This is a genomic window from Paraburkholderia sediminicola, from assembly GCF_046030555.1.
Lineage (GTDB): Bacteria > Pseudomonadota > Gammaproteobacteria > Burkholderiales > Burkholderiaceae > Paraburkholderia > Paraburkholderia sediminicola_E.
Window position 1 is genome coordinate 204,455 of record NZ_JAQQCH010000004.1, and the last position, 25,819, is coordinate 230,273.

The 25,819-nt window shown below is 58.2% G+C and carries 27 protein-coding genes; 12 read left to right on the top strand and 15 right to left on the bottom strand.

Features of this window, described 5'->3' with window-relative positions; all coding sequences use genetic code 11:
* Positions 1 to 90 precede the first annotated feature (90 nt).
* Positions 91 to 969 (top strand): LysR family transcriptional regulator, encoded by an 879-nt coding sequence (locus PQQ52_RS08495; RefSeq protein ID WP_408209108.1) that lies wholly within the window; start codon positions 91 to 93, stop codon positions 967 to 969.
* 296 nt (positions 970 to 1,265) lie between these two features.
* Here PQQ52_RS08495 and PQQ52_RS08500 read toward each other — a convergent pair whose 3' ends face one another.
* Both PQQ52_RS08500 and PQQ52_RS08505 read right to left on the bottom strand, forming a co-directional pair.
* Entirely contained in the window at positions 1,266 to 1,715 is a 450-nt protein-coding gene (locus tag PQQ52_RS08500; protein ID WP_408209111.1) for a type II 3-dehydroquinate dehydratase, read from the bottom strand.
* A 16-nt stretch (positions 1,716 to 1,731) separates the two neighbouring features.
* Positions 1,732 to 3,099: an MFS transporter gene (locus tag PQQ52_RS08505; RefSeq protein WP_408209113.1), complete on the bottom strand. Its 1,368-nt coding sequence runs from the start codon at positions 3,097 to 3,099 to the stop codon at positions 1,732 to 1,734.
* Between the two features lie 227 nt (positions 3,100 to 3,326).
* Here PQQ52_RS08505 and PQQ52_RS08510 point away from each other — a divergent pair, with 227 nt between their 5' ends.
* Positions 3,327 to 4,109 (top strand): IclR family transcriptional regulator, encoded by a 783-nt coding sequence (locus PQQ52_RS08510; RefSeq protein ID WP_408209115.1) that lies wholly within the window; start codon positions 3,327 to 3,329, stop codon positions 4,107 to 4,109.
* Between the two features lie 244 nt (positions 4,110 to 4,353).
* On the opposite strand, the gene PQQ52_RS08515 is transcribed toward PQQ52_RS08510, so the two are convergent.
* Entirely contained in the window at positions 4,354 to 4,743 is a 390-nt protein-coding gene (locus PQQ52_RS08515) for a lysozyme inhibitor LprI family protein (protein WP_408209117.1), read from the bottom strand.
* A 53-nt stretch (positions 4,744 to 4,796) separates the two neighbouring features.
* Positions 4,797 to 6,218 (bottom strand): EAL and HDOD domain-containing protein, encoded by a 1,422-nt coding sequence (locus PQQ52_RS08520; RefSeq protein ID WP_408209120.1) that lies wholly within the window; start codon positions 6,216 to 6,218, stop codon positions 4,797 to 4,799.
* Between the two features lie 296 nt (positions 6,219 to 6,514).
* Between PQQ52_RS08520 and PQQ52_RS08525 the strand changes: the two genes are divergently transcribed.
* The 3 genes from PQQ52_RS08525 to PQQ52_RS08535 all read left to right on the top strand — a co-directional run bounded on the left by PQQ52_RS08525 (position 6,515) and on the right by PQQ52_RS08535 (position 9,094).
* Positions 6,515 to 6,799, top strand: a complete 285-nt coding sequence (locus PQQ52_RS08525) for a cupin domain-containing protein (RefSeq protein WP_408209123.1) — start codon at positions 6,515 to 6,517, stop codon at positions 6,797 to 6,799.
* Positions 6,800 to 7,063: 264 nt separating this feature from the next.
* Positions 7,064 to 8,023 carry an MBL fold metallo-hydrolase gene (locus PQQ52_RS08530; RefSeq protein WP_408209585.1) on the top strand — a complete coding sequence of 320 codons (960 nt, stop codon included), beginning with the start codon at positions 7,064 to 7,066 and terminating at the stop codon, positions 8,021 to 8,023.
* A gap of 18 nt (positions 8,024 to 8,041) precedes the next feature.
* The gene (locus PQQ52_RS08535) at positions 8,042 to 9,094 is read left to right on the top strand and encodes a CobW family GTP-binding protein (protein ID WP_408209125.1); all 1,053 of its coding nucleotides are present in this window, start codon (positions 8,042 to 8,044) and stop codon (positions 9,092 to 9,094) included.
* On the opposite strand, the gene PQQ52_RS08540 is transcribed toward PQQ52_RS08535, so the two are convergent.
* The 9 genes from PQQ52_RS08540 to PQQ52_RS08580 form a co-directional block, all read right to left on the bottom strand.
* On the bottom strand, positions 8,982 to 9,611 hold the full coding sequence (locus tag PQQ52_RS08540) for an endo-1,4-beta-xylanase (RefSeq protein WP_408209127.1): 630 nt from the start codon (positions 9,609 to 9,611) through the stop codon (positions 8,982 to 8,984). The genes PQQ52_RS08535 and PQQ52_RS08540 overlap by 113 nt on opposite strands.
* A 222-nt stretch (positions 9,612 to 9,833) precedes the next feature.
* The gene (arr, locus tag PQQ52_RS08545) at positions 9,834 to 10,250 is read right to left on the bottom strand and encodes an NAD(+)--rifampin ADP-ribosyltransferase (RefSeq protein ID WP_408209130.1); all 417 of its coding nucleotides are present in this window, start codon (positions 10,248 to 10,250) and stop codon (positions 9,834 to 9,836) included.
* A gap of 247 nt (positions 10,251 to 10,497) precedes the next feature.
* Entirely contained in the window at positions 10,498 to 11,034 is a 537-nt protein-coding gene (locus PQQ52_RS08550) for a GNAT family N-acetyltransferase (protein ID WP_408209133.1), read from the bottom strand.
* Between the two features lie 197 nt (positions 11,035 to 11,231).
* On the bottom strand, positions 11,232 to 11,642 hold the full coding sequence (locus tag PQQ52_RS08555) for an ACT domain-containing protein (RefSeq protein ID WP_408209136.1): 411 nt from the start codon (positions 11,640 to 11,642) through the stop codon (positions 11,232 to 11,234).
* Positions 11,643 to 12,255: 613 nt separating this feature from the next.
* Positions 12,256 to 12,552, bottom strand: a complete 297-nt coding sequence (locus tag PQQ52_RS08560) for a hypothetical protein (protein WP_408209139.1) — start codon at positions 12,550 to 12,552, stop codon at positions 12,256 to 12,258.
* 461 nt (positions 12,553 to 13,013) lie between these two features.
* Positions 13,014 to 13,520: a GNAT family N-acetyltransferase gene (locus tag PQQ52_RS08565; protein WP_408209142.1), complete on the bottom strand. Its 507-nt coding sequence runs from the start codon at positions 13,518 to 13,520 to the stop codon at positions 13,014 to 13,016.
* Between the two features lie 735 nt (positions 13,521 to 14,255).
* Positions 14,256 to 15,569: an MFS transporter gene (locus tag PQQ52_RS08570; protein WP_408209145.1), complete on the bottom strand. Its 1,314-nt coding sequence runs from the start codon at positions 15,567 to 15,569 to the stop codon at positions 14,256 to 14,258.
* 141 nt (positions 15,570 to 15,710) lie between these two features.
* Entirely contained in the window at positions 15,711 to 16,013 is a 303-nt protein-coding gene (locus PQQ52_RS08575) for a VF_A0006 family four-cysteine protein (RefSeq protein WP_408209148.1), read from the bottom strand.
* A gap of 267 nt (positions 16,014 to 16,280) precedes the next feature.
* A complete protein-coding gene (locus PQQ52_RS08580) occupies positions 16,281 to 16,742 on the bottom strand; it encodes a cupin domain-containing protein (protein ID WP_408209150.1) in 462 nt (153 codons plus the stop codon).
* Positions 16,743 to 17,196: 454 nt separating this feature from the next.
* Between PQQ52_RS08580 and PQQ52_RS08585 the strand changes: the two genes are divergently transcribed.
* Entirely contained in the window at positions 17,197 to 17,568 is a 372-nt protein-coding gene (locus PQQ52_RS08585) for a hypothetical protein (protein WP_408209153.1), read from the top strand.
* Positions 17,569 to 17,983: 415 nt separating this feature from the next.
* Here the strand turns inward: PQQ52_RS08585 and PQQ52_RS08590 are convergent, their stop codons facing one another.
* Entirely contained in the window at positions 17,984 to 18,895 is a 912-nt protein-coding gene (locus PQQ52_RS08590; RefSeq protein WP_408209588.1) for an AraC family transcriptional regulator, read from the bottom strand.
* Between the two features lie 166 nt (positions 18,896 to 19,061).
* Between PQQ52_RS08590 and PQQ52_RS08595 the strand changes: the two genes are divergently transcribed.
* From PQQ52_RS08595 to PQQ52_RS08610, 4 genes are all read left to right on the top strand, one after another.
* Positions 19,062 to 19,895, top strand: coding sequence for an oxidoreductase (locus PQQ52_RS08595; RefSeq protein WP_408209156.1), 834 nt, complete (start codon positions 19,062 to 19,064; stop codon positions 19,893 to 19,895).
* A 248-nt stretch (positions 19,896 to 20,143) separates the two neighbouring features.
* Positions 20,144 to 20,356, top strand: coding sequence for a ParD-like family protein (locus tag PQQ52_RS08600; RefSeq protein WP_408209158.1), 213 nt, complete (start codon positions 20,144 to 20,146; stop codon positions 20,354 to 20,356).
* Positions 20,353 to 21,120 (top strand): type I methionyl aminopeptidase, encoded by a 768-nt coding sequence (gene map / locus PQQ52_RS08605; RefSeq protein ID WP_408209161.1) that lies wholly within the window; start codon positions 20,353 to 20,355, stop codon positions 21,118 to 21,120. The genes PQQ52_RS08600 and map overlap by 4 nt, the downstream gene beginning before the upstream one ends.
* A 469-nt stretch (positions 21,121 to 21,589) precedes the next feature.
* Entirely contained in the window at positions 21,590 to 22,711 is a 1,122-nt protein-coding gene (locus PQQ52_RS08610; RefSeq protein ID WP_408209164.1) for a YncE family protein, read from the top strand.
* A gap of 435 nt (positions 22,712 to 23,146) precedes the next feature.
* Here the strand turns inward: PQQ52_RS08610 and PQQ52_RS08615 are convergent, their stop codons facing one another.
* Positions 23,147 to 23,698, bottom strand: coding sequence for a winged helix-turn-helix transcriptional regulator (locus tag PQQ52_RS08615; protein WP_408209167.1), 552 nt, complete (start codon positions 23,696 to 23,698; stop codon positions 23,147 to 23,149).
* Here PQQ52_RS08615 and PQQ52_RS08620 point away from each other — a divergent pair.
* Both PQQ52_RS08620 and PQQ52_RS08625 read left to right on the top strand, forming a co-directional pair.
* Positions 23,681 to 24,565: an alpha/beta fold hydrolase gene (locus PQQ52_RS08620; protein WP_408209170.1), complete on the top strand. Its 885-nt coding sequence runs from the start codon at positions 23,681 to 23,683 to the stop codon at positions 24,563 to 24,565. The two genes, PQQ52_RS08615 and PQQ52_RS08620, sit on opposite strands and share 18 nt — an antisense overlap.
* A gap of 30 nt (positions 24,566 to 24,595) precedes the next feature.
* The gene (locus PQQ52_RS08625) at positions 24,596 to 25,708 is read left to right on the top strand and encodes an NADH:flavin oxidoreductase (RefSeq protein WP_408209172.1); all 1,113 of its coding nucleotides are present in this window, start codon (positions 24,596 to 24,598) and stop codon (positions 25,706 to 25,708) included.
* Positions 25,709 to 25,819 lie beyond the last annotated feature (111 nt).

Sequence of the window (25,819 nt, forward strand, 5' to 3'; positions counted from 1 at the left end):
AATTTTCGTTTCGTGCGATCATGCAACGCACGGAAATGGGAAAAATCGCGCAATCCGTGCACATCCCGACGGCCTTGGAGGAGATCCCGCATGAGTGAAATTCGAATGTTGCGGACGTTTCTCGCCATCGAGAAACATGGGACCATGGCGGCCGCCGCCGATCGCATGGCGCTCACGCACGCCGCTGTCGGCGCGCAGATGCGCACGCTGGAGCGCGTGTGCCAGCGGCAGTTGTTCGACCGCAGCGGGCGCAGCATCCAGTTGAACGACGCCGGTCGTTCGATCATCGAGCAGGCACGCAGGGTGGTGGCCGCGTACGATTCGCTGTTGCGCGGCGTGGCCGACAAGCTCAGCATCGAAGGCTCGATCACGATCGGCTCGACCGCGTCGTCGATGGGGTTTCTGGCAGCCAACGTGATCCAGCTGAGAGTCTCCTACCCCGGCCTGAAGGTGCGCCTCACGCACGGCGACAGCGCCGAACTGGGCCGCCAGGTGCGCGCCGGGGAAATCGATGCGGCGGTGATCGTCAGCGAACCCCGGGTGACCACGCTGCCCGAGTTGTGGGAGCGCCTTTACGACGAGCCACTGGTATTGCTGGTCAATCCGGCGATCGCCGCAGACGATGCGTCGGTGACCTCACTACTGAAGCGTCATCCGTTCATCGGCTTCGAAGCGGCATCGCTGACAGGCACCCATGTGGCGAGCCTGCTCCGGCGACTGCGCGCCGAGGTCAACCCTATTCTGGAAATGAATTCGATCGCCGCGATCGCCGATCTGGTGCGACAGAACGTGGGCGTGTCGATCGTGCCGCGTTTGCGGCATGCCGCTTGGGACGAAGACCCCTTGCTGTCGGTAAGGCCAATTCCAGGCACGGCATGGCGCCGGCATATCGGATGGTATGAGTTCGGGCGACAACCGCTGGCCACCGCGATCGTCAAGAATCAATTGCTCGCGGCGCTGGCCGAGTAAGGTCTCCGCATATTTTCGGACTGACTCCGCCTGCCGTGGTTGACTCGGTGTCGTGATTGATTCGTCATGGTCTACTGGTGGCTTGATCTGGCCGAATCCGGCAATTCGATGAAGGACTGTGTTCGACCCAACTCGGCCACACGCTGATAGAGGACAAACGTCTGCCACGGTACCAGCAGCGGACGCTGGCCCGTAACCCGCAAAATCGGTTGCGACTATCCAGGATGCGGCTGCCGGAGAGTTCACCATTATCCGCCCGGCTTATTGCCGGTCGAGGCAACGTTTGCGAACCCTCTTCACACTTGTACGCGCTGGATGGCTCCAGCGACCGCTCGCACGGCGAGCAGGTATCCATCAACACCAAGGCCGCATATCACGCCACGTGCCGCCAGCGAGATCAGCGAATGTCGATACTGTTCATCCCGCTGATGAATGTTGGTGATGTGCACCTCGATCACCGGTTGGCGAATCAGCTTGACTGCATCCAGAACGGGTATCGACGCAAACGAAAACCCCGCTGGGTTGATGACGACGGCCGCATCCTTCTCGAAGGCTTCCTGCAACCAGTCGACCATCACGCCTTCGTGGTTCGTCTGGCGGAAATCGCATTCGAGGTCGAGCTCGGCCGCGAGGGCTTCAGTACGCTCTTTCACCTGAGCAAGTGTCGTCGTACCGTACAGGTGCGGTTCGCGCTTGCCGAGCATGTTGAGGTTCGAACCGTTCAGGACGTAAACAAGTGGTTTCATCTGCATTGCCTGCGTTTCAGTGAGAATGGGATTGAGTGCGCGCGTGCCCTGATGAGCCAATGACTTCTTCGGCAGAGTCGACCCGGTTCATGTCGATACCCAGCGTTTCGGGGGCGGTGAGGATCGCGATGAGAGAAATGACGTTGAACGTGACGCACACTGTGACGACGCCCCACGGCGAGCCATTGCAAAGGGCGAAGAGCCAGACGGCAAGAACAGGCATTGGCCCCCCGGCGATCAGATTGGCGCCGGTATAGGCAAGCGCCGACCCTGAGTAGCGCACGTTAGTTGGGAATGCTTCAGCGAATGCAACCGGCTGGATGCCGCTCTGGAATTGGGTAAAGCCGAGAAAGAAGCCCATTGCTGCCAGCATCGGCACGAAACTCTTCGTATCAAGAATCTGAAAGTACACGAACAGCATGAGCAAGGTCGCGATCGAGCCGATCGCGAGCGCTTTCTTGCGACCGATACGGTCACTCAGCATGCCGCCGGCCAGCGCGCCGACGATGGCGCACACGTTCGCGCCCATCAACAGCAGGAAGCCCGTCTGTTTCGGCACGCCCAGCGTTTTCGTGACATAGCTCAACGAGAACACAACGATCAGATAGAAGATCGCTGCCGGGCCGCAGAAGAACAGCATCCATCGGAGCACCACTCGCCAGTGAAGGCGAAGTGCATCGCGCAGCGGACTGCCCACATTGGCTACTTCCGTTTTACGGAGCGCGACGAACGCAGGCGTCTCACTGACTCGCAGCCGGATGTAAATACCGACGATCACGAGAATGAAGCTTAGGACGAACGGAATGCGCCAGCCATACGCATCGAACGCCTGCGCCGACATCGCCGATGAAAGTGCTAGCAATACGCCATTGGCCATGATCTGGCTGAGCGGCGAACACAATCCGAGCAGGCCGGAGTATTTGCCGCGACGATCGGGACTCGCGTGTTCGATCGCCATCAACTGCGCCCCCGTCGATTCACCACCCAGCGCGAAACCCTGCAGGATGCGAAGCACAACTAGCAATAGCGGCGCCCATACGCCGATGCTCGCATAGGTTGGCAGCAAACCCATCAACATCGAGCAGACACCCATCACGGTGACGGTACCGAGCATCAGATTGCGCCGTCCCAGCTTGTCGCCAAGGTAACCGCAAATGATAGCGCCAAGCGGTCGCGCCGCGAGGCCGACACCGAACGTGGCAAGCGATGCCAGCAACGCGGAGGTCGAATCCATCGACGGGAAAAACAGTTTGGGTAGCACGGTAGCGGCCAATGCGCCGTATAACGTGAAATCAAACCATTCGAGTGCAGTCCCGACGGCCGCCGCTGTCACGGCACGCGTGCGCATCGCCTGCTGCGCGGGTAGGTGCGATTGCTGATCCATGTTGTCTCCTGTTCCAAACCTGTGTCGGTGTCACGTCCCGGCGAACCTTGTCATGTCGACCGCGAGTGGCTCGTCTTTTGTTATGCGTCCCATGCGGAGCGTGTTGAAGCGTTCGACGAGACGGCATGTTGCACAGATTAACAGCGCTGGTGGGACACTGTTCCAGGCTGGAATCTCATCCCGCATTATGCAATCATGCATGTTCTACTGAATTGATGGGAGGTTCCATGCCGGGTGTGACCGAGAGAACACTGGCGGTGCTCGAATTTCTGGCGACGCAGATGGAAGGAACGCCACTCGCGTTAATCTCGGATCAACTTGAGATCCCGCGTAGCGCCTGCCATCGCCTGCTCGCCGACCTCAAGCAGTGCGGCTATGTGCGTCAGTTACGCGAGCAGGGCGACTATGTACTGACCACGAAGCTGGTCGGACTGGGTCTCAGTTATCTCGCGACGTCCGGTATCATCGACATTGCGCAAACCATGCTCGACCGTCTGGCGGAGACATCCGGCGAACTCATACGGCTCGCGATCGTCGACGGAGACAGGCTGACGTGGGTTGCCAAGTCGCAGGGCGCGCTGAAGGGGCTGCGGTACGACCCGGACATGGGTATGGATACCATTCTGTCGTGCAGTGCAACCGGCCACGCATGGATGATGACAATGACCGATGAGCGGGCGCTCGAATTGGTGACACGCCAAGGGTTCGGGCAGCCGAAGCAGTACGGACCCAACGCGCCGACCACCGTGAAGGCGCTGCTGGGGTTTGTCGATGCCGCCCGTGCCCGTGGCTACGCAACGATTTATGAGGTGTTCGCGCCGGGGATGACGGCGATGGCTGCTCCGGTTCAACGACGGGGTTACCCGGCCATAGGGGTCATCAGCATTGCAGGGCCAGCCGTTAGATTGACGGAGAAGCGCATGACGGCACTCGGCCCTGCGCTTATGGCTGCTGCAAACGAACTCGCTGCCGCCAGCCTGGCATCTCCGCTTTTGGGTCGAGCCCGTTAGCGTCCAGCGCGCGGTCTAAACGCATACGTTCGAATATGAAGTCTGCTTATGGATCATCAACGGACGTCCACGAATGCTCGTCATTGGCCGCAGTTGGCCGAACTGCGACGAATGGCGATGGTCTCTGTTCCAGTCCCATGTCCCGCTCACATAAGCCGAGAACCGAGCGCCCTATTTTATAAAGAAAGGCTGAAGCGCTGGACAACTTCTAAACCTTGCTACGAGCTATACGCCGGTTCGTCAGTCAATTGCATCGGTGAATCGATGCGATTACCTTTGTCATGCGGTCGGTCTCTGCCGCCTGGCAGGCAGCAATCTCCATCGGCACAATCGAACCGCCTCCGTTTTCTGCCTCAGCCGATTTCTTGCAACTCGCATCGCGTCGCTTCTTCCATGCGGCGACCTTGCTCTCCAGGCGTGCTTTGCAGCCCGGGGATTTCGCGGCTTTATCGTCGACGGCATCCTGCAGTTTCTGCTCAGCAACCACCCTGTCGCGCCATGCACAAAAATTCAAGCTCGTCTGGTTTGCGTCGCAGTCCGCCTGCATGCCTTGCACGTCGCTCGCAGGCAGTCCACTTTGCCACGAGAGCGACATCATCCCAACGGGAACATTGTCCTGCTCGATAACATACATCCCGCCTTGGTCCAAGGTTTGCCGTCGTACCGCTCGTGATACGGCAAATCGCGTCAGTAGCACTGGACGATCTTCCGAACCTCTGCGGGAGAAACCGCCAGCCGTTGAAGTCTGACCGTCGCCGCGGCCACATCGTCCTGCTCAAGCAGCGCCGCGACCGACAGCAATTCGCCGAGTACGCCGCCGCCGTTAAGGATGGCCACCCGGATGGAATCAGAAACGGGTAGCTCGTCGACGAAGCTGCGCCGTTCCATGTGATACGCGACATGTAGTAACGACAGCATACCGGTCAGATAGGCTGCACCCGCCAGCGAGCGCGATGCGTCCGGCATCGCGTCGATCGCCTCCTCCATGAAATGTGCCCGTCGTTGCGCAAGCAGCACAAGCGGATCATCCTCGACCGGAAACCCGTCCCGGCCGACGTAAAGAAGAAGTCCGCACCAATGGAGAAGTCTGCGACTACCGGCTATCGAGAGTGCCTGCTTGAGCGATGAAATACGCTCCGTTCTGCCGTTATGCTGCTCGCTGCTGTTTGCAAGCCGTAACAGTTGGGCAACCAGCATTGGCGTCTCTCTTAGCGCCCGCGCGATACTACCCAACGGCGCATCGCTGCCGACCAGGTCGAACACGTGAAGAATCGCCTTGACTGGCGGCATCGCGCGCTTGCTCGAAAGAATCTGCGGTTCGGCGAAATAGTAGCCCTGCAGCAGATCACAACCTAGTTGCCGGGCATGCTCCGCATCCTCTGCATTTTCGATTTTCTCGGCGAGCACGACCTTTCCCGCACGTTTGAACTGACTGACCAGCTCCGGTAACGCCGCACTTTCCACAAACGGCCAATCGATCTTGACGATGTCGACGAAAGGAAGAAACCATCGGATCTCGTCAGTCATGCTCCTGACGTCATCCAGCGCTATCTGGAAGCCCGCTCCTCGCAACTCGTTGCACCGTCGCGAGAGGTCCGGTGTCAGTTCGACAGACTCAAGAATCTCCAGAACGAAACGTGACGCCGGTAGCACATACGGGTAGTCCGAAAACAGAAAATCATGTGGGCAGTTCAGGAAGCAAGCCTTGCTGCCAGCAAGCCGTTCGAGACCGATAGAACCCACTGCGCGTTCAATCACGGCCGTCGTACAGCGCAGTTCGTCCCCAATCCGCGCGCTCCCGGCGGGACCGTCCCTGAAAAGAAGCTCGTATGCGACAACGCGACCAGCCCGATCCATGATTGGTTGACGTGCTACAAACACATCGGCATCGCCCGGCGCGACGGCCTCGATTGAAACGCTGTTCACGACTACCTCTGGCTGGAAGGCATAACAATAGATACGACGGCGCACTGAGGATCGAACCTCGACGCACGATTGTCGACGATTCCAGCGTTCCTGTCCAAAAGCCTCTTGTGGCCGGTCCCGGCCTGTCAGCAATCGGGCGCACACGCCCCTGAACGACCGGTCGCAGTCCGGCGAATCGGCCATTCCAACACTCAAAGCGTGTACCGTCACTGGCTATGCTTCCGACAAGTGGACCATGCTCCGTCTTCAATACCGACCGTCTTGCATCCCATAGGTGAATGCAACTGTGTTGGCAAGAGCAAGGGCACTGTGCATGTCAAACGAAGGGCTTCACCTCCAGAATGATTAATAGATGTATTGAGCCCGGAAGCATATTGACGCACGGTGGAGTCGCCACTAACCGGTGACAGCGCACCTATCGATGTGGCGTGAAGGGCCACCCGACGAATCTCGTCGCCCACTTCGCTGAGGAAATTCTCATGGATCGTCCGCAGGCAGTTCCAACGCAGCAGGTACTCAATGAACGCGTGATCGTCACCGAGTGGCGATTTGCGCCCGGTGCTGAGACCGGCTGGCATATTCATGGGCATGACTATGTCGTGGTGCCGCAAACAGACGGCCAACTTCTTCTCGAGACAGCGCAAGGCAACCGGGAGTCGCAACTGCACGCCGGGCACAGTTACGCTGGGTTGAAGGGTGTGGAACATAACGTCGTCAACGCGACCGACCACGAGGTGGTATTTATCGAGGTGGAGATTCGCTGAGGCGGCCTTCGGATCGAGGATTCTCGTAAGCCAATCGGCGATCCGGCGCCTCACCCCTGCATTTCCGCACCATGGAACAAGGTCAGCGAATGGGTGAAATTAGCCGGCTCGCGCCGCGATGTCGAACGGCCTGATGATGAAACGCTAGAATTCAATCGCTTTTGAGCCCGGTTACGCGGGAAAATCGGGTACATCCCATTCAAAAAGATCAGGAGATACAGACCTATGAGTGATCAGCCGTTCGGACGCTCCCGCCGTGATTTCATGCGTATTGCCGTGACAGCAGGCACCACCGCAGCGCTGCCCTGGATGAAAGACGCCAACGCGCAGTCACCGGCCAATTCCGCAACCCCTGCACCCGCCGCTGGACACTCCGCCAAAGGCACACAGCTGATCCTGCTCGGCACGAAGGGTGGCCCGACGCCGTCTGATCTGCGCGCGGCACCGGCGAACGTGCTGGTGGTAGACGGTCAGCCCTACGTGGTCGATTGCGGCAACGGCGTCGCGCTGCAGTTGACCAAAGCGGGCATCAAGCTGCCGGGCATCCGTGACATTTTCCTGACCCACCATCATTCGGACCACAACGCCGACCTCGGCAACCTCGTGTTCCTCGCCTGGGCCACCGGCCTGCGTACGCCCGTCAACCTGTACGGACCGCCGCGCATGACAAAGATGATCGACGACTTTGTCGACATGAACGCGATCGACCTCGACGTGCGAATGCGCGAAGAGGGTCGTCCACCGTTCCGGCCGCTGATCAACATTCATGAATTCGACGGCCCGCGCCTCGTGATGGAAGACGACCGCGTGCGCGTGACCTCGACGCTGGTCGATCACTACACCATCAAACCGGCATTCGCTTATCGCTTCGAGACCCGGGACCGTACCGTCGTCTTCTCCGGCGACACGACCTACTACCCGGCGCTGGCTGAGTTCGCGAAAGGCGCAGACGTGCTGGTGCATGAAGTGATGTACCTGCCCGCGCTCGAAAAGCTGATGAAGACCGTCGACAACGCGCCGACCTTGCTCGATCACCTCATGAAGAGCCACACCACCACGGAGCAGGTCGGCAAGATCGCCGCGGCGGCCGGCGTCAAGACACTGGTGTTGAGCCATTTCGTGCCGGGCGGCGATCCCGCGATTACCGACGAGATGTGGGCCACCGATGCGCGCAAGCATTTCGACGGTCAGATCATCGTCGGCAAAGACCTGCAGGTTATCTGAGTGTCAGGACACGCCACTATGCAATCCGCCGCGATTCCCCTAACGATGCTGACCGGCTTTCTCGGTTCGGGTAAGACCACGTTGCTGAATCGCCTGCTGCCGCAACCGGCGCTCGGCCGGTGTGCGGTAGTGATCAACGAACTGGGCGCGATCGGTCTCGATCATCTGTTCGTCAGCACCTCGCGCGACGAGACCATCGCGCTGCTGGAAAATGGCTGCCTGTGTTGCGGCGTGCGCGACGAATTGGCTGCGACCGTGGCGGATCTGCTGGAGCGCCGCACGCGCGGCGAAATTCCCGCGTTCGAGCGGATCCTGATCGAGACCACGGGACTTGCGCGGCCTGGTCCGGTGATCTCGTTGCTGCTAGGCGACCCGGCGCTTGAAGGTCGTTTGCAACTCGACGGCATTGTGACGACCGTGGATGCGAAACACGGCACCGCGCAACTTGCCCGCCATGAGGAATCGCGTCAGCAGGTGGCCGTGGCGGACCGGCTGTTGCTGACCAAGGCCGAACTGGTCGATGCGCCCGCACTTGCCGAGCTCGAGGCGGCGCTTGAGGCGCTGAATCCGGGCGCGACGCGCATCTCAGTACGCAACGGCGAGATTGACGCCCAACACTTGCTCGACATCCTGACACCGCGTGCCTTGCGACCCTGGTTGCGCGCCGAACCTGCGCCGCGCAAGTTGCTGATGCGTGGCGCGACGGCGTCACGCGTGGCCCATCCGGACATCGACAGCTTCTGCCTGACTTACTCGCAGCCTTTGCCGATGCAGGCATTCGAAACCGCGCTGACGGTACTGCTCGGCTATCACGGCGAACACATTCTGCGGGTTAAGGGGATCGGCAACTTCATCGGCGAATCGCGGCCGGTTGTGTTTCATGGCGTGCAGCAGTTGCTGCATGAACCGTTGCGGCTTGACGCGTGGCCTGATGAGGATCACACGACGCGGCTTGTATTTATCGTGCAGGGGCTTGCGAGGTCAGTGATTGAGGAGACGATTGCGCATTTTCTGCGTGAAGCGCCCACGCGCGCTCAAAGCAGTGCTCGACAACCCAGCTCGCAGGTTTGATCTCGCGTTGAGGGCCAAACACGAGCGGTCGTTGTGCCAGTGGTCCGCTGATGACGGCGGCACCAGCGAGATGCGGCCTGTCCCAGACGCCCCATGTAATGATATTGGACACTGAACCCGTGGCGAGAATCAGGTTGAGATAACGCTTGTATGTCTCCGCAACGGCGCCGTCACGGTCTTCTGTGGAACCGGTGAAACGGCTGTCGTCGACATCCAGCTCCGTGACATAGACCGACAGGCCCGGATCCCGTACCGCCAGGATGAAGCGCGAAAGACCTGGTCCGAAGGTATCTCCGGTACGCAAATGGGACTGGATTCCGAGCCCATGCACCGGGACACCTCGTTGCCTGAGCCCTTGCAACATCGCGAGTACGGCAGCACGCTTGCTCTCCCCGTAATGCCTGTCTTTTACCAGTCCATAGTCGTTGTAGCAGAGCACGGCACCGGGATCGGCCGTGTGCATTCTCCGGCACCACGATGCCGGCCTGGGAGGCGACGGCATCACGATACGTCGCATCGGTCGCCAGCTTTGCCGGGTCAAGCGCGAAACCGAACTGGATGCCCTTTTCAGCGGCAAGCTGACGCAGTGGCACGAAGGTTTCAGCTGCAACCGAAAGGCGACTGCCCAGGAAGGGGGCGCAGACCAGTGCGCGAAGAACTCCGGCAATGAACCGGCGTCGGCTTGCTGGGTACACGGGTATCACCTTTGCGTAAAAAAAGATGTCAACCGCCGCCCGACTCAGTCCTCAATTGCCTCAATACCAAGTCGCCTGGCTCGCTCAACGTTGTCCTTCATGGTTTTGAGTTCTTCGGGGGCGTGGCCCTGCCAATCCGTAACCTCGCCCGTGACTCGAAGCGGATCGCGAGAGCGGTATGACTTCGTCGGGTTCCCTGGGTACTTTTTGTCCGTCAGATTGGGGTCATCTTCAATCGGGCCGGTCGGCTCCACTATGTAGATTCTGCCAGGTTCTTCGCCGAGCGCCAGCTCGGCCCCCCAAGTGGCCGCATTCAAGGTGGCCGTCAGATAGACATAGACCGCCTTCTTCCCCTTGCCGAAGTTAGAGTTGTAGCCGGCCTTGATCAGGTCCCCCAGCTTCAGGTCGGCCTTCGTGCCATGGTAGAAACGCTGCGAATTCAGATCGTCGATAGCTGCCATCGGATCGCCTCCCTATAAGTCACTCTATTGCCCGGCTAGCCGTTCTTGCGTCAGGTGAGATCGCCATGGCTCAGCTTGTACGCGGACGCGCAAGCGGCACCCCGTGAATCCTCACGGCAATCCAGCTATTGCCTGGCACACCTTTCAAGATCACCGATTACCCGCGATCGTGCAAGATTTGTGAAAGGCTGCTCATGACCGCACTGCGCCAGTTGCAGAACAGACTCGCTTCCGCTCCGCTCGTGGACTAGTCGTCGTTCAAACGCGCATACAGCTGGAAATTTCCCGGAATGCCACGGACCATGCGATATGAGCGAAGCAGGCCCTCGTACCGATATCGACATTTCTGCAGTACGCGTGCCGAGCCCGAGTTGGTTTCAAGCACTGTTCCTTGAACTCGAACGAATCCAAATGCTGAAAACGACCACTCGGTTACCGCCGAGCATACGGCGCTCGCAATTCCTCTTCCCCAATAATCGGGCGCAAGATCGTAGGCAATTTCCGCGGTACGGTTGATATCGGAGACGGTGTGAAACCCAATCGTGCCGATGAGCTCGCCAGCGAGGTCACTGACGATCGCCAGCCGCCTGATTGAAGATGATAGTTCAGAATCGAGCGCGTCGAACATCGGCAGGAGGTCTGTTTCTGACTGCAGGTTCCAGCTTGTGTGTCGAACAACGTCGGGATTCGACAAGTATGCATACCACGAAGGCGAATCGCTGCGTTCGAGCTGACGAAGGGAGAGACCAGGACAGCCTGACTGAGGGGCGCTTAGGATCTTCATTGTCTTGTTTATGCGGTGAGAGGTGTCCGCATTAAGCCTAAAATCGAGTGTTGACGATAACTCGCGCCAGCGTTGCGAATCCGATTATGTGCGTGACGGACAATACAAAAAGTGGAATCGCAATCTTGTCAGGTAGAGGTATGCGCATCGACTGCCCGTCGTCAATATCGACCCGGCGATATTGCTCGCATGGCCCGTTATTGCGCGGTCTCTCCATCCGTCTGCAATTTATGAAGTACCTGCATCGCCGTCTGTGCCGACTCGAGTGGAACAAAAATATGATCGTGGTACGCGCCCGCCACCACATTACAGCTGATGCCGGAATAACCCAACGCGCGGGCAAATGCCGCGGTCAATCCCACCGCCTCCAGGGCTGAATTCACGGTCAACGTAATCCAGGCACATTTGAACAACGCATTCAAACCGCTGGTCGCCGCATCCGCCTCGCTCGTAATGACCGACAACCCCTCCGGCTCCCGAATTGACGCAACGATGACGGCCGGGTCGATGGCATGACCGTCCTTGACCGAAGCAAACACAAACACGCCCGGGTTGAGCACCGGCTCCAACGTTTTTAATAAAACAGAAAGATCGGAAACTGGGGGCATTTAATCTCCTGTGCAGTAACGCTCGGCAGCGCCTGACGACGCCCCCGCGTGATCGACCTCACAGTTTGGCAGCGATCGAATCAGCGTGTACCTCCCGTAGAGGGGTAGTCCGCGTTGTTGACAACTGACGTGTCGGCGTCCTGCCACTTGAAGTAGTAGAAGCCTATGAAAACGCATATCACGCAGACCGTCAATGCTGCACCAATCACTGCTTTGGTCGGACGATCCATGAATCGAACTCCATAGTTAGCCAACAACAGTTGATGTCGCATTGTCGCCAGGTTCGGAGTAACGGTCCAGCGACCGGTTCCGGCCGCGTGCCGCGTCATGCAATGAGGCATGCGCGGCTTCAATGTCACCAGGCTGCGATCGGCAGCAGCCGACCGGGAGCGCCGTCGGCTCAATGAATGGTTAGGCGCCGACATTTGATGGGCTGGACAATGCAAGAAAGACCGCTGTCCGTGAGGGCAGCGGCCTTTCTATGATGCGTGGTGAATGAAGGACTCGGCTAGTCGCCAAACTGTGACAGCGGTCACAATGACAACTGCGGTCCACGCGATTGAAGCGCTTAGCGGCCTTACGCTTATTTGCGCCTGGTTAGCCTTAATTGCTGTTATTGGGCAGCCGGCGACACTGTGCTCGGGGTTGCCAGCGTATTGTGACTCCCTGGAAGGTTGGTGAGGGACGTTGAGATATTATTGTTCGTGGTATTCGGCAGGCCCGAGTTCGGCGACCCGGCGCCTATGCCGCTGTCCGAGTTGGTCACGCCAGGCGCGCCGTAGCCGCTCGTTGCATTGGCCGGCGAAACAGTGCTTGGGGTTGCCAGTGTGTTGTTGCTCTGTGCATAAGCGCCGCCCGACAGCGTGAGTGCGGCGACAGCCGCGATTAATGTGCTGGTTGCCTTATTCATGACCTGCTCCTCCTTGATTGGATTGGAATTTCGACGCAAACGGTCCATCCGTATTCCTCACAGTGGTCGTTGTACGCTTGGCTATCGCGCCCTTAGTAATTGATATCAAGTTTAGGAAAACGGTCGATAATAATTAAGCGCATTGTTCGCAACGGTCCATTTCGATTTTCGGAACTACCCCTAACGGGTCCCGGTCGCCAATTTGAGGCCGTCGTGGTTCGGCATTGCGCGGTGCATGCTACGTGACCCGCGAGGAAACTGATTGGGCTGCTGGGGTAGCGTTAAAGGCATTGGTCGAGACGTTGCACGTGCTTTGAGAGCCACGCAGGGACACGCGTTATGGTCCCTGTCGTCGATCCTTTTTATGCAGTGCCGTGCGATGCGATGCGATGCGACCAAAGCGTCATCCGACTCATTCCGCACGTCGGTGACTTCAACTTTCATAGTCGTCTGGTCGAAAGCTAATAGGCCGGTTTTTCGTACAGTGACCAGACATAACCGCCGGGTCCCGGTTCCGGCCACAGACCTACGCGGGTAAAGCCAAGCGATTCGTAGTAGGCGCATAGCTTCGCGTTGTGAACGGGGCAGTCGAGTCGGACATAACGCCGGTTCAAGCCGCTCACCTTGATGCCGCACCAGTCAAGCATGAAGCCGCCGAGTCCTCGTCCGTTAAAGCCTCTCCGCACGCTCAGCCCGTGCACATAACCGGCGATCGGTTCCTGAGGCCCCCAGCGCTGTTCATCGTCGAGATCGAGCGAAAACGTCCCAACAGGAGTGTCATCCAGCTCGACGACATACACGTCCTTTTGAGAAACATTGTTTCGCATCCATCGCTCGGAGACTCCGCCTCCTTCTTTGCCCCACGCGTAGTCGCGGTGCGCTACCTTCATTGCGTGCGCATCGTTCCGGATCTGCGTAAGCACCGGTACATCATCTGCCGTTGCCCGGCGGACGCTCTTCGAGGTCATCGCTTATTTCTCCGATACGCAGTCTTGATGGAGGAAGAGCGAAGATTACCAATACGCCCTTACGTTGCGCCAACCATCTGAAAGGCGGCTTTTGCCGATGATGTCGACTAAGGTGTCAGCGTCGGATTCGACTGCCAGAACCTCGGCCTGAACACCAAGCCAGATGCGCATAATTGATTGGGTTCGAGACATCTATATTCTCTGGCGGCCACAGCGTTTACCGGTCCGCCGTCTGCTCAAGGCTCTGAGAACCCTGCCGGTTCTCTCATACGTACAGCGAGCAGTGAATGGGCACGGATTCACTGTATGGCGGAGTTTTCACTTTGCAGTTGCTGGCACAAACTGGATAGTCGTTGTACACGACCAGGGATCAGGTCGAGAGCCATGGACGATCTTCATCAATAGATCGAAGGTTTACTCGTTTCAAGGGCGATTCGCTGACTTTCAACAGTTTGTCGCGCAGTTGCCTGAGCCTTTGCAGAGCGAATTCAGGGCGAATGAAGCACTGTTTTCGAGCCCTCGTCGCAACCGGGTTTCTGATGTGGCGTAAGTGCTGTAAAACCAGGAGGTCGACCGGTTGAATCCAAGACCGCACTCAACCCGATGATGATTGCCGCAGATCGACCCAACGCGGTCGATGAAATCTCTACAAAGCAGTCACTTTTTCGTGCCCTGGCTTGACACCCATCCATTCATATACGCGTGGCGTTCCCCGACTTCCTGTCGCGTTGCGATCTACGTAATTTGTCTCGATTCCGGCACTGTAGGTGCTTTGAATGCATCGGGATATTCGTGACGAAACCAGTCTTTCACCTGATCGTGATTGAGCGCAAAGAATTCGCGCGATCGCGGTATCAGGACAAAACCGAATGCGAGCAGGCAGGTGGCGAGACCGAAGCATGTATAGACCTTGCCCACCGCCCAATGCGTGAGCGCTACGCCAGCTATCATCGGTCCAAGAATGCCAGCAATCTGCGTGGTCATCATGCTGGCAGCGAGTATGCGTACACGGAAATTCTGCGGAATCGCCAATGAACGATGAGTCGCGCCAACGAGTCCCATCGATGCATTGGCGAAACCCACACATGTCAGTGCCAATACGAGCATGATGGGTGAATGAGCCCACCCCGAAGCAGCAAGTGCCAGCCCTTCACACATCGCGGCCCCTACGCGGACATTGAATCGGCCGAACCGACTGACCAGCGCGTCAGATCCACGAAAGCTGCCGAGTAGCAAACCCATCGATAAGGCCGCTTCGCAGCCACCTAGCCAGAGACCCGACAGCCCGAGTGATTGAACTTTCAGCGGGATCAGCATGCCGACGGCAGGCCCCTGGAATATCCATACGAGGAAGTTGACAAGTGTCCAGCCGCGCTCCAATGGAACGATCCATTTAGCATGCAGCCCGGCACGCAGGTCTTCCCACCACCGGGCTAAACCGCGATGGTGTTCGCGACGTTGAGATTGGGATGGGAGCTGCAAAGTCACGTAGGCAGCAACGCCAAGCAGAATGCCGTTCATCCAGAATGTTGCAGCGATGCCGCCCAAGGCCAGTGTCGCGCCGGCCAATGCGGGTCCTAGGGCACGGCCGGCCGCTTGCGTCGATTTACGAAGACGAAGCGCTTCGGCCAAACGATTCGCCGGAACAAGTTCAGCCGAAATGGTGGCGCTGGCCGGATCGATGAAAGCTTTCGCTATAACGGTAACCACGCCTATGCAGATGATGAGCATAAGTCGGTAGTCGGACAGCGAGGCGAGCGTAGCGAGGGTAAAGGCGACGACCATCAAGGCGCAGACACCCCATACAATCTGCGGTCTCTTTGCGTATCGATCCCCAAGTGGCGAAAGCAGCGGCACTGCAAAAATCGTAGTGGTGGCAATGCTTACGCTGTAGATCGCGAGGTCATGTGCGCCGCCCCGATGAACGATCCACCAGGGGAGCGTGATATAGCCAACCATGTCCGCCAGAATCGTCAGAAAATCGCTGAGAAGCAGACTGCCAAGAGGGGGGACGATTGCGTCTATGCGAGATTTGATTCCCCGAAACACCGCTTTCTCCCCTGTTGAGTTCGACGACGGATTTCGGCACGCGCCCGAAAGCAGACGGCGGCACCAATCCAAAGCAGTCGTTGGTCAGCATATCTAATGGCACGCGTACGGTGCATGGGCAGCATCAACACCCAATATGGCTCACATCTGATTCTGGCGCTGGCATGCCCGCAGAATCTGTTGAACCGCAAATCCGTCTCTGACGCTCTGCAGATTCTGCAGGACACACACGTGATACGACCTTTCTCGAGGCAAGAGCAGCGCGCCATTTCTGTAAAGCGCGTCGCACGAGCGTCTGATCGCGTCTGCCGCCATGCTGCTTTCGCTATTCCTCAGCGATTGCAGGATGCATTGATCGTAGTCTGGATTGTCGGCGCCGATAGCCAAGGCCGAGAGCGGCGAGGCGAGCGTGATCGAGAAAAGCAGATAGGTGAGACTGCGCATGGATTCTGGGCGAGACGCAGGGATGAAGAGGGATAATCCTACCATGTCGCATTTCGAAATTCTCGGTGCAATGACCAGCTGAAATCGACTCTTATGGGAGTGACGAACTCCCGGAAACCTTCATTCGTTATCAGCCAAAAATCCTTTGGTAGAACTGGCTGGGATCTCCGGCGGCGCCGTAAGGCTTTCTAATTCAAGGCGACTGGCGCAAGAGATTTCCTATAAGAGCAGGGCTTCAGGTCATCACCTCCGAATGTTGGATGATCCTCAAGAATCGGAATACGGTGTGCCGTCTTTATGCAAGAACCGGCCGTCGACGCTGGGGCTCATCATGTCGATGTCGGAGCAGGTGATGACATCCGCAGGTGAGCGCGAGCCGACTTCGAGATAAACGGCCATCACGTTCGACTTGTTAATCATGTGATGGCCATTGCCGGTGTCTTTTGGAAAGGCAGCACAGTCGCCGGCCTGAAGCACCGTTTCACCGTCGTCTTCGATCAACGTAAGCTCGCCTTCAAGCAGGTAGACAAACTCGTCTTCGGCAGAGTGCCAATGGCGCTGGCTCGACCAGTTGCCCGGCGGCAAGCGCATAAGATTGACACCAAAATCACTGAGTGCGCCGGCGTTGCCCAGTCGCCGGCGTATCCGATCGGCGCAGGGTGCATCGAACGGTGACGGATAACCCGTACCTTGACGTTCTGGTACGTCGGCGATGTTGATCTTGGGCATGTGAGACTCCGTAATTTCACGCTGACAAATCGGTTCAGTGAAGTTCGGCGAGCATGTTCCAGGGCAGGTAGTCTTCCAACGCTCTCCGACCTACGGGAACCTGGTGGACGACTACGGAAACCTGGTGGAAGAACCAGGCAGTATCAGCGCCAGCCGGCCACTTGCCGCGCTCAGTTCAACGCTCAATAGCGTAGGCATGGGGCTCTCGTTTTGCCGCGGATCCGATCGCCCGATGGAGTGTAGTAACGGGGCCATCCGCCCCCGAATCTTTAGGCTAGCAGGAAATGTGTTTAATCGACAAGGCATGTGGAGGCGCCAGCGGTGCGCGTCGTCTAATTACCGCATTTGAAGCAGCTGTTCGACATCAAGCCATGCGTTTTGGCTGCCGTAATCAAGACATCGGGGCCGGTTGCACTGGTAACTACGCCGGGCAGACCCTGTCTTGGAGTCGATCATGAGCTATATTCGCGCCGCGGGTAAGGCCACGCGCAGCCTTTGCCTCTTTCTCTTTTCCAGCGCTGTGTTTCTGCTATGGGTATCACTCGCTGCGGGGGCTGGGTTCATCTTGCTCCAGTTGCCCGATGTATGGGCGACGCACAGCGACGACGAAAGTACTCGCTATGCAATCATGTCTGTCACCGCGTATGCGCTAATTGTCGGCGTGCTGTTCCTGGTCTTTATCGCCGGGTCCATCGCGCGGCTGTCCGACGCGCTGATAGCAGCACGAACGGCGGTTCGACACCTTCGCGAGATGCGCGCCGTCCGGCGTACACGAAGTGACGCCCTCTCTGCAGTTGCGCTGCATCCGGTCCGAAACACGCTCTAACGCCGGGATGCTTTGTCGACCGTGAAGCTCACGAACACGGGCTTTCTTGGCGCCATATTTCCCCGGCACATTTGCGCCCGCACTGCAACGGATGACGACAGGTGCATCCCGACCCGCAAGGGATGTTCAACCTTTCTCACCAGCGGTCGTTCAAGGACATGGCTGGCATTGGATCGATGATATGCGGGTGGTACGACGGCCGCGATGCGCCGCAGCGAGGGCCGCGATTTTTTGGGCCCGTGCGGATTGATCGCCACTGACCGCCAGCGACCAAAGTCACTGTTGGCACTATCAGGTAGTGGCCACGTCGCTTGAGAAATATGTCTTTGATCTATGACGTTGTGATTGCCGGCGCCGGCCCTGTCGGCTTGTTTCTCGCCTGCGAGCTGCGCCTCGCCGACCAATCACCTACCCCTCAATGCGACGAGACGAACTTTGACTCTGGAAATGCGGGCGGCAGCGCGAAGCTCTCGCGAAGGCGTTTCGTCTCCGCGGCAGGCGTTCGCCCAAAGAGCCGCTTGAACTCCCGATTGAATTGAGAAGGGCTGACATAGCCGACAGCATGACATGCCGCCTCAGCGGTCATACTTTGGCGCACCATCAGCAAGCGAGCCTGATGCAATCGAGTGGATTTCACGTACTGCATCGGCGACGTACTCGTGATGGCCTTGAAGTGGCTGTGGAACGTAGGAACGCTCATCCCGGCCTGGTTTGCCAAGCCCGGAAGGTCGAGCGGCTCTGCATAGGTCGCATGGATACGCTCCAGCGCCTTCCCAATCTTTCCGAATTGCCCTTGCATTGCTAAAGCCGCACGCATTGCATTGCCTTGTCCGCCGGTAAGAACACGGAAATACAGTTCACGCATCAGCCCCGGACCCAGGATTGCAGCGTCAAGCGGCCGGTTCATTGCCTCCAGAAAGCGCAATACAGACGCTCGCATCGGCGCATCCATTGGACTCGACATCATGGTCTGCGGCACGTCGCCCGGCGATGGAAAACCGTGACGATCTATCTGAATCATGAGCTCGGCCGCTACCTGAAAGTCCAGATGCAGGTACAGGGCAAGTAGCGGACGCTCGGGCGTCGCGTCGGTCTCCATCGTGAAGGGGACCGGCACCGCGACAGCCAGATAGTGCTGCTCGTCATACACGTAAACCTGGTCGCCCAAATATCCCCGCTTTCTACCCTGGCAGACGATCACGATGCCGGGATCGTATAGCACCGGCGTGCGAGACAACGCCCGGTCCGAGCGCAGGATGCGCACATCCCGCAACGCAGTCAGGTTGTAGCCTTCCTGCGGAGCCAGCGCAGTCAGCAAGGCCACCATGCGGCGCCGTTCACGTGCACTGGCAGAGGAAACAGCTTGCTCGATGCTCTCCTTGTGGGCCGCTTTGCTCATAGAAATAGGCAATAAATACAGAAAAATTGGTCTGATTTTCGGGAGATCTTCAGAATAACATGCAACTTTCCAGACCAGCGCAGGAGTGTTTGCAATGCCATCAACTAAAACCATGCTTATCACCGGCGTCAGTAGCGGCTTCGGACGCGCATTGGCCGAAGAAGCGCTCGCCGTAGGGCATCGGGTCGTCGGCACAGTACGAAGCGAGCAGGCAAAGCAGCGCTTTGAATCGCTTGACTCCGCACGCGCATTCGGTCGAATACTCGACGTTACTGACTTCGACTCAATCGAAGATGTCGTCAAGGGGATTGAAGCAAGCGTGGGACCACTGGACGTGCTGGTGAACAACGCCGGTTACGGTCACGAGGGCGTCATGGAAGAGTCGCCGCTTGCTGAAATGCGTCGGCAATTCGACGTGAATGTGTTCGGTGCTGTTGCCGTCATGAAAAGTGTGTTGCCGTATATGCGCGAGCGGCGACGCGGACACATTCTCAACATCACGTCGATGGGCGGCTTTATCACCATGCCGGGAATTGCCTACTACTGCGGCAGTAAATTCGCCCTGGAGGGAATCTCCGAGGTCCTCAGTAAAGAAGTCAAGCCGTTCGGCATCCATGTGACCGCAGTGGCACCTGGGTCGTTTCGCACTGAGTGGGCTGGTCGTTCGATGGCTCGAACACCGCGCTCGATCCCGGACTACGATTCTCTGTTCGACCCGATCAGAAAAGGACGGGAAGAGAAAAGCGGCAGGCAGCTCGGAGATCCTGTGAAAGCTGCACGTGCCATGTTGTCCATTATCGAAAGCGACGAGCCGCCATCGCATCTTCTGCTAGGAAGTGATGCGCTCGGTTTGGTCCGGGAAAAGCTCTCGTCACTCAGTGCAGAAATTGACGCGTGGGAAGCCGTTACCAGATCGACGGACGGATGAGTGTGGGTCGCGTCCGTACGGGCCTTACTCCCCGTTTCACGTCGCAATCCACCCGCTGACGGCCCGACGGGTGCCAGACTCGCGTAGCCAGCGCTCGACAGCGTGACCGGCCGTTCTGGCCGGTCATGTGCAAACCTGGATTCTGCTCATGCCGGAAACTCGCTTTGTAGACAAAGCGGCAAAGATCACTTGCACTGCCACGGGGCCAGAGTATATGATTCGTATATGGATCATATATTGAGAGTGTTATGGGCATTGTGAATATCGAAGATGATTTGCACGATCAAATGCGTAAAGCGAGCGCCGTGTCGTGTCGGTCGATCAACGCGCAAGCGGCCTTCTGGATCAAGATTGGCATGCTGTGCGAAATGAATCCGACGCAGAGTTTCAATGAGATCGTTGCTCGGGAAATGCGAGCCGCGGGCATTGTGGAGCCAGCCATCAAGGCGGCTTCGACATGACCAAGCGGCCAGAAGAAATCGCCTTGCTGGCTGAGTCAGGAAAGTTGCTAGCGGATGTGTTTGGCTATTTGGATCGGCTGAGCTTGATCGGTATGTCAACCATGCAGATCAATAATCTGGTTGATAGCCTCATCGTGGATGAACTCAACGCACGCCCAGCAAGCAAAGGGCAGTACGGGTATGCCTACGCCCTCAACTCCTCTCGCAACAATGTGGTCTGCCACGGTGTTCCATCTACGACCGATATATTGCAAAGCGGGGATATCGTTAATTTCGACATCACGTTAGAGAAAAATGGCTATATCGCTGATTCCAGCAAAACGTATCTTGTTGGTGAGGTGCCGCCGCTGGCTAAACGGCTTGTGCAAGTGACCTACGAGGCCATGTGGAAGGGAATCAAGGCCGTTCGTCCAGGCGCCAGACTTGGCGATGTCGGGCATGCCATCGAGCGGCACGCTCGGAGAAACGGCTATTCGGTCGTCAGGGAATATTGCGGGCATGGCATTGGGCGTGAAATGCACGAGCCTCCCCAAGTGCTGCATTGGGGAAAGCCGCAAACGGGTTTGGTGCTGCAGGAAGGCATGGTGTTCACCATCGAACCGATGATTAACCAGGGGCGGCATGCCGTTCGGACAGAAGAAGATGGCTGGACAGTCGTCACGCGCGATGGGCAACTGTCCGCGCAATTCGAGCACACCGTAGCCGTGATCCGAAACGGCGTGCGGGTCTTGACGTTGCGCCCCGAGGAAAAGATGCTGAACTGACCGCTTCCGAAGGTCCGTGCATCGACAGGCAGCAGCTAATCGCAATGATCATGCTGCTCCAATCGCCCGTGTGCCCAACCATGGGTTGCTCTCCGAACTCCGCCACGTCGCGCGGAACCGGCAAAATCTGCAGCGCGAAATTGCGGCCGGCATGTCACCGCCACGTCGATCGAAGCTTCAGATTCATTACGGGTATAGCTTCCACGTAATGCAGACCATAAATAAGTTTTACTTTCCGATTTTCCGTCGCGCCGCCATTGTGTGAGCCAGACAGCCAGTCTATAGCCACAATTCATGCAATGCGCAGCCGCATTCATGGGAAACGTGGCTATCTCTTCAGATGAGCATTTCTTAAGATTCCTTAAGGAATCGTCGCTGATCGGCGTCGTTCAGGAGCGGGATAAATTTCGGTACTCGAGCCGATGCCTGGACCGACGGTCAGGCCAATAAACGGAAAGGAGACGAATCGATGGAAAAGCGCATGATGACCATGATGTTGCTCGCTGCGGCCGCATTGGCCGGTTGCGGAGGGGGAGATAACGTCAGCGCACCGACGCCGCCAAAGCTACTGACTAGCATCGCCGTGCCCAATGCTTCGAGCCCACCATTCAGTTTCGACATCAGCTACGTCGAGGCCGGCAAGTACTTTCTCGCCGACCGCAATAGCAAAGCCGTCGATGTCGTGGACACCAAATCGAACACGTTGATCGCACAGATCCCGGGGCCGTTTATCGGTGCCGGCGCCACGACCGACGAGTCCGGTCCTGACGGAATTGTAGGTATTACTGGCACGAACACGATCTATGTCGGCGACGTCGACTCGGTGAAGGTGATCGATACGGCTGCACAAAAGACGGTCAACACGATCGTCATCAGTAATTCCGGATCGCGCGTCGATGAGGGCTGCTACGATCCTGACGATCATCTTGCGATGTTCGCAAGCCCCGGAGACTCGCCGCCGTTTGTCACGTTGATTTCCACGTTGACACAAACGGCTGTTGCAAAGCTTCCTTTCAACGGCTCGTCGGGGCTCGAAGCGTGCACATATGATCCGGCCTCGAAGAGCTTTTTGATCAACAATGATGGGACTTCTGCCAATCCCGACGGCGAGCTCGATGTTATTACCGCCAGTTCTGCAGTGGCCGGCAGTCCTTCTGTCAGCAAATCGTTTCCGCTTGGGAAATGCGGACCGGCGGGGATCGTGCTCGGCCCGAATAACGACGTGCTCATTGGATGCGATCCGCCGGCGGGCGACCCGCTCATCACGCTGATCCTCGACCGTACAAGTGGCGTAATTCAAGCCAGCCTGCCATTCGGCGGGGTGGACCAGGTCAGTTACGATCCGGCTTCCCACCGCTATTTCCTCCCGGCCCGACACTACGTCACGAGCGGTACCGCTGCGGCGTCAGGATTTAGTCCGCAGATGGGCGTAATCGATGGTGCGTCACGGCAGTTGCTCTTTAAGATTCCGGTGGGAACAGGCGCGCATTCTGTCGCGATCGATAGCACGCTTGGGCAAGTGTATGTGCCGTTCCAGCCCGGCGCGGCAGGATTCCCCAACGGCGGAATCTCCGTGTTCTCGACCCACTAGCCATTCTCATGTGGCTCATAGTCTAGCGGGCCGGATTGGATGACGATTGCCACCACACGTTTCAACAATGGCTGGGTGGACGCTCCCACCAACGCTCCACGATCCGGTGGGTTACGGGTCTGGAGCGCCGGTGATGCGAGTAGTTTGGTGGTAATGTCGATCTGGCGTTCACACTATTTATAGACAATTTTCGCCATCTTTCGTGGCGGAACCCCGGTCGTCGCCTCGCTTGGCGCCTGGCAATTGGCAATTGCCAATTGGCCCTTCAGTTTTCCTTAAGCATGTCAAAGCGATTTTCAGGCAGCACGCACGCCTCGCGTCATATCAGACCTTCACAGACAGGGGCAGCCTGCTGGAAGGTCAGGCCTACGTTGTACCTTCTCTCAGGTTCTGACTCACTCGGAAGCATGGAATAACCGCGCCGATCTGCTCTCGCTATTGCGCTGGCAGTGCATGTTGATCATAGGTCTTTTGCGCCTGATCAATCTCATGCAAATGCTTGATCGACCAGGCATATACCGCGCCGAACGGAACTTGCAAGGTACGCCCGAGCTCCGTGATCGAGTATTCCACCGCTACCGGCGAAGTATTGAGCACCGCCCGAGCGATCAGGCCATTCCGTTCGAGACGCCTCAAGGCTTGCGTAAGCGCCTTGTGCGTGATTCCTTCCAGCCTGCGCTTGATCTCATTGAAGCGTGTTGGCTTCCTGGTGAGCAGCGTAAGAATCATCACCGACCACTTGTTCGCCACCTGATCGAAAAACGAGCGTGCGGCGCAGTCCGCAAAGAAAACCTCATCAACCTCGCAAGTCATCCCGGTATCCTCCTGTATATCTGCGCACCTGAAGGTGCGTAATTGACCGTAGATATCCAATGTATAACATGGAGTCAGGTCAATTGCTTCGAGCTCGGCGTCACGCAGTCGAGCGAGCCAGGCGTTTGATGTTCCCATAACAAATAAGGATGGCGAATGGAAATAATGGAACATGAATTTTCCCGACGCGGCATGCTAAAGATCGCCGGTGCGGCGGCCGTTGCCGGCGCGCTGGGGAACCGTACGGCCTCTGCTGCGCCCGAATCGCCGGCAACACTGTTCGCGACGGAGCGAGGCAAAGGAAAGAACGTGATGTTTATCCACGGCTGGACTTGCGATTCCCATGACTGGAGTTGGCAACTGCCGTACTTCGAGAGCAAATACCGTGTCGTCGCTGTCGATCTGCGGGGGCACGGCCGGTCGGAGGTCATGCCGCTGGGTGCCTACGCGCCTGCTGATTATGTCTCGGACATCGAGGCGTTTATCGTGAGGAGATATCCTGGCCAGAAGTTCATCATCGTGGGACATTCGATGGGTGGGCAGATCGCCGCCCGACTCGCCGCCAGGCGGCCAGACCTGGTCAGTGCCGTTGTGTCGATAGACGGCGCACTCGGCTTTTCCGAAGCCGCTGCCGAGCTCTTTGCGAAAACCAGCCACGATCTAAGCACTGGCGATCCCGGCTTGGTGGTCCCCGCCCTCTTCGAGCTTGTCTATGACCGCAGCACCAATCCAGCATATAAGCGTTGGCACACGAGGCGCGTCCAGGGCATGCCCGCGCATGTCGTACGCGAGTCCTTTGCTCCCCTGTTCTTTGGTCGCGATCAGGTCGGCATTGGAGAGGCGAGTGCCACGCTTTGCAGGAGCCTCACGGTTCCTGTGAACCACCTGTGCCGTGATCCCGAGCAAGCCAACCGCATGCGCTCCTGGTTCGCACATCCGAAATCGAAAGTCGACGTATGGTCCAACACGGGCCATTGGATCATGCAGGACCGCAGCGACGACGTGAACGCTGCGGTTACCACGTGGATTGACACGCTCTAGCCAACGGCCTGTCGCGAACTGGAGAATCCTATGCCCGATCTTGACGTCCTGCTCAGTTCCTACCAGCTGAATGCCCTCACCGTGCCTAACCGCATCGTTATGGCGCCGATGACACGGTCCTTTTCTCCAGGCGGCGTGCCGACTGCCGAGGTCGCCGCGTATTACCGCCGCCGCGCAGAGCACGGCATCGGTCTTATCATTACGGAGGGAGCCGGAGTCGGACGCCCCGCCGCGCTCGACGATCCGGACGTCCCACGCTTCCATGGCGAGGCAGCGCTCGCCGGCTGGAAAAGGGTCGTAGACGAGGTCCACGCCGCTGGAGGACGCATTGCGCCACAACTGTGGCACGTGGGACATAAGCGCTCGACTGGCCCGGCTGATCGGACGCTGTCCATGCACTACGAGGGCCCCTCGGGCCTCTCCGTAACGGGTGACCGCGTGGGTCAGCCGATGAGCGAGGCCGACATCGCGGACACGATTGATGCCTTCGCACGGGCTGCGGCGGATGCGCAGCGGCTCGGGTTCGACGGTGTCGAACTGCACGGAGCGCATGGTTACCTTATCAATCAGTTTTTCTCGGAGGACCTGAACCAGCGCAGCGACCGCTATGGCGGATCGACACTCCTCGAGCGTTCACGCTTCGCAGTCGAAACGCTAAAGGCGATCAGGTCGGTGGTGGCCCCCGGGTTTCCGGTGATTCTTCGCCTCTCGCAATGGAAGCCGAAGGACTTCCGCGCGCGGTTAGCCGGGACGCCACACGTGCTCGAACGGTGGCTTGGCTCGCTCGCGGACGCCGGTGCGGATGCCTTCCACCTCTCCCAACCGGCCTACTGGCAACCCGCCTTTCCCGAATTCGACGCGAAGCTGAACCTCGCCGGCCGGGCGAAGAAAGTCACGGGCGTCACAGCCATTACAGTTGGCTCGATTGGACTCGGAAGCGACGTCTACGACTCGTTTGCGGGCAACGGCGCGCGATCTGTTCCTCTGGACGAATTGCTCGCGCGGCTGGAGCGAGGAGAGTTCGACCTGGTTGCGGTCGGACGCGCGTTGCTACAAGACCCGGCATGGCTCGAGAAGATTCGGCAAGGTCGCGTCGACGAAATTGCAGACTTTGCCCCGGATGCATTCTCGACCTTGGGCTGATCTGATCGTCGTCCCGTTCTACCATGGTGGCGTATACGGAAATGGGTAGAGCCTGCCATGCTGGGATCACCCGGCGCAACAGCCCGCTGGCGACGGCGGCGATTAGGCGAC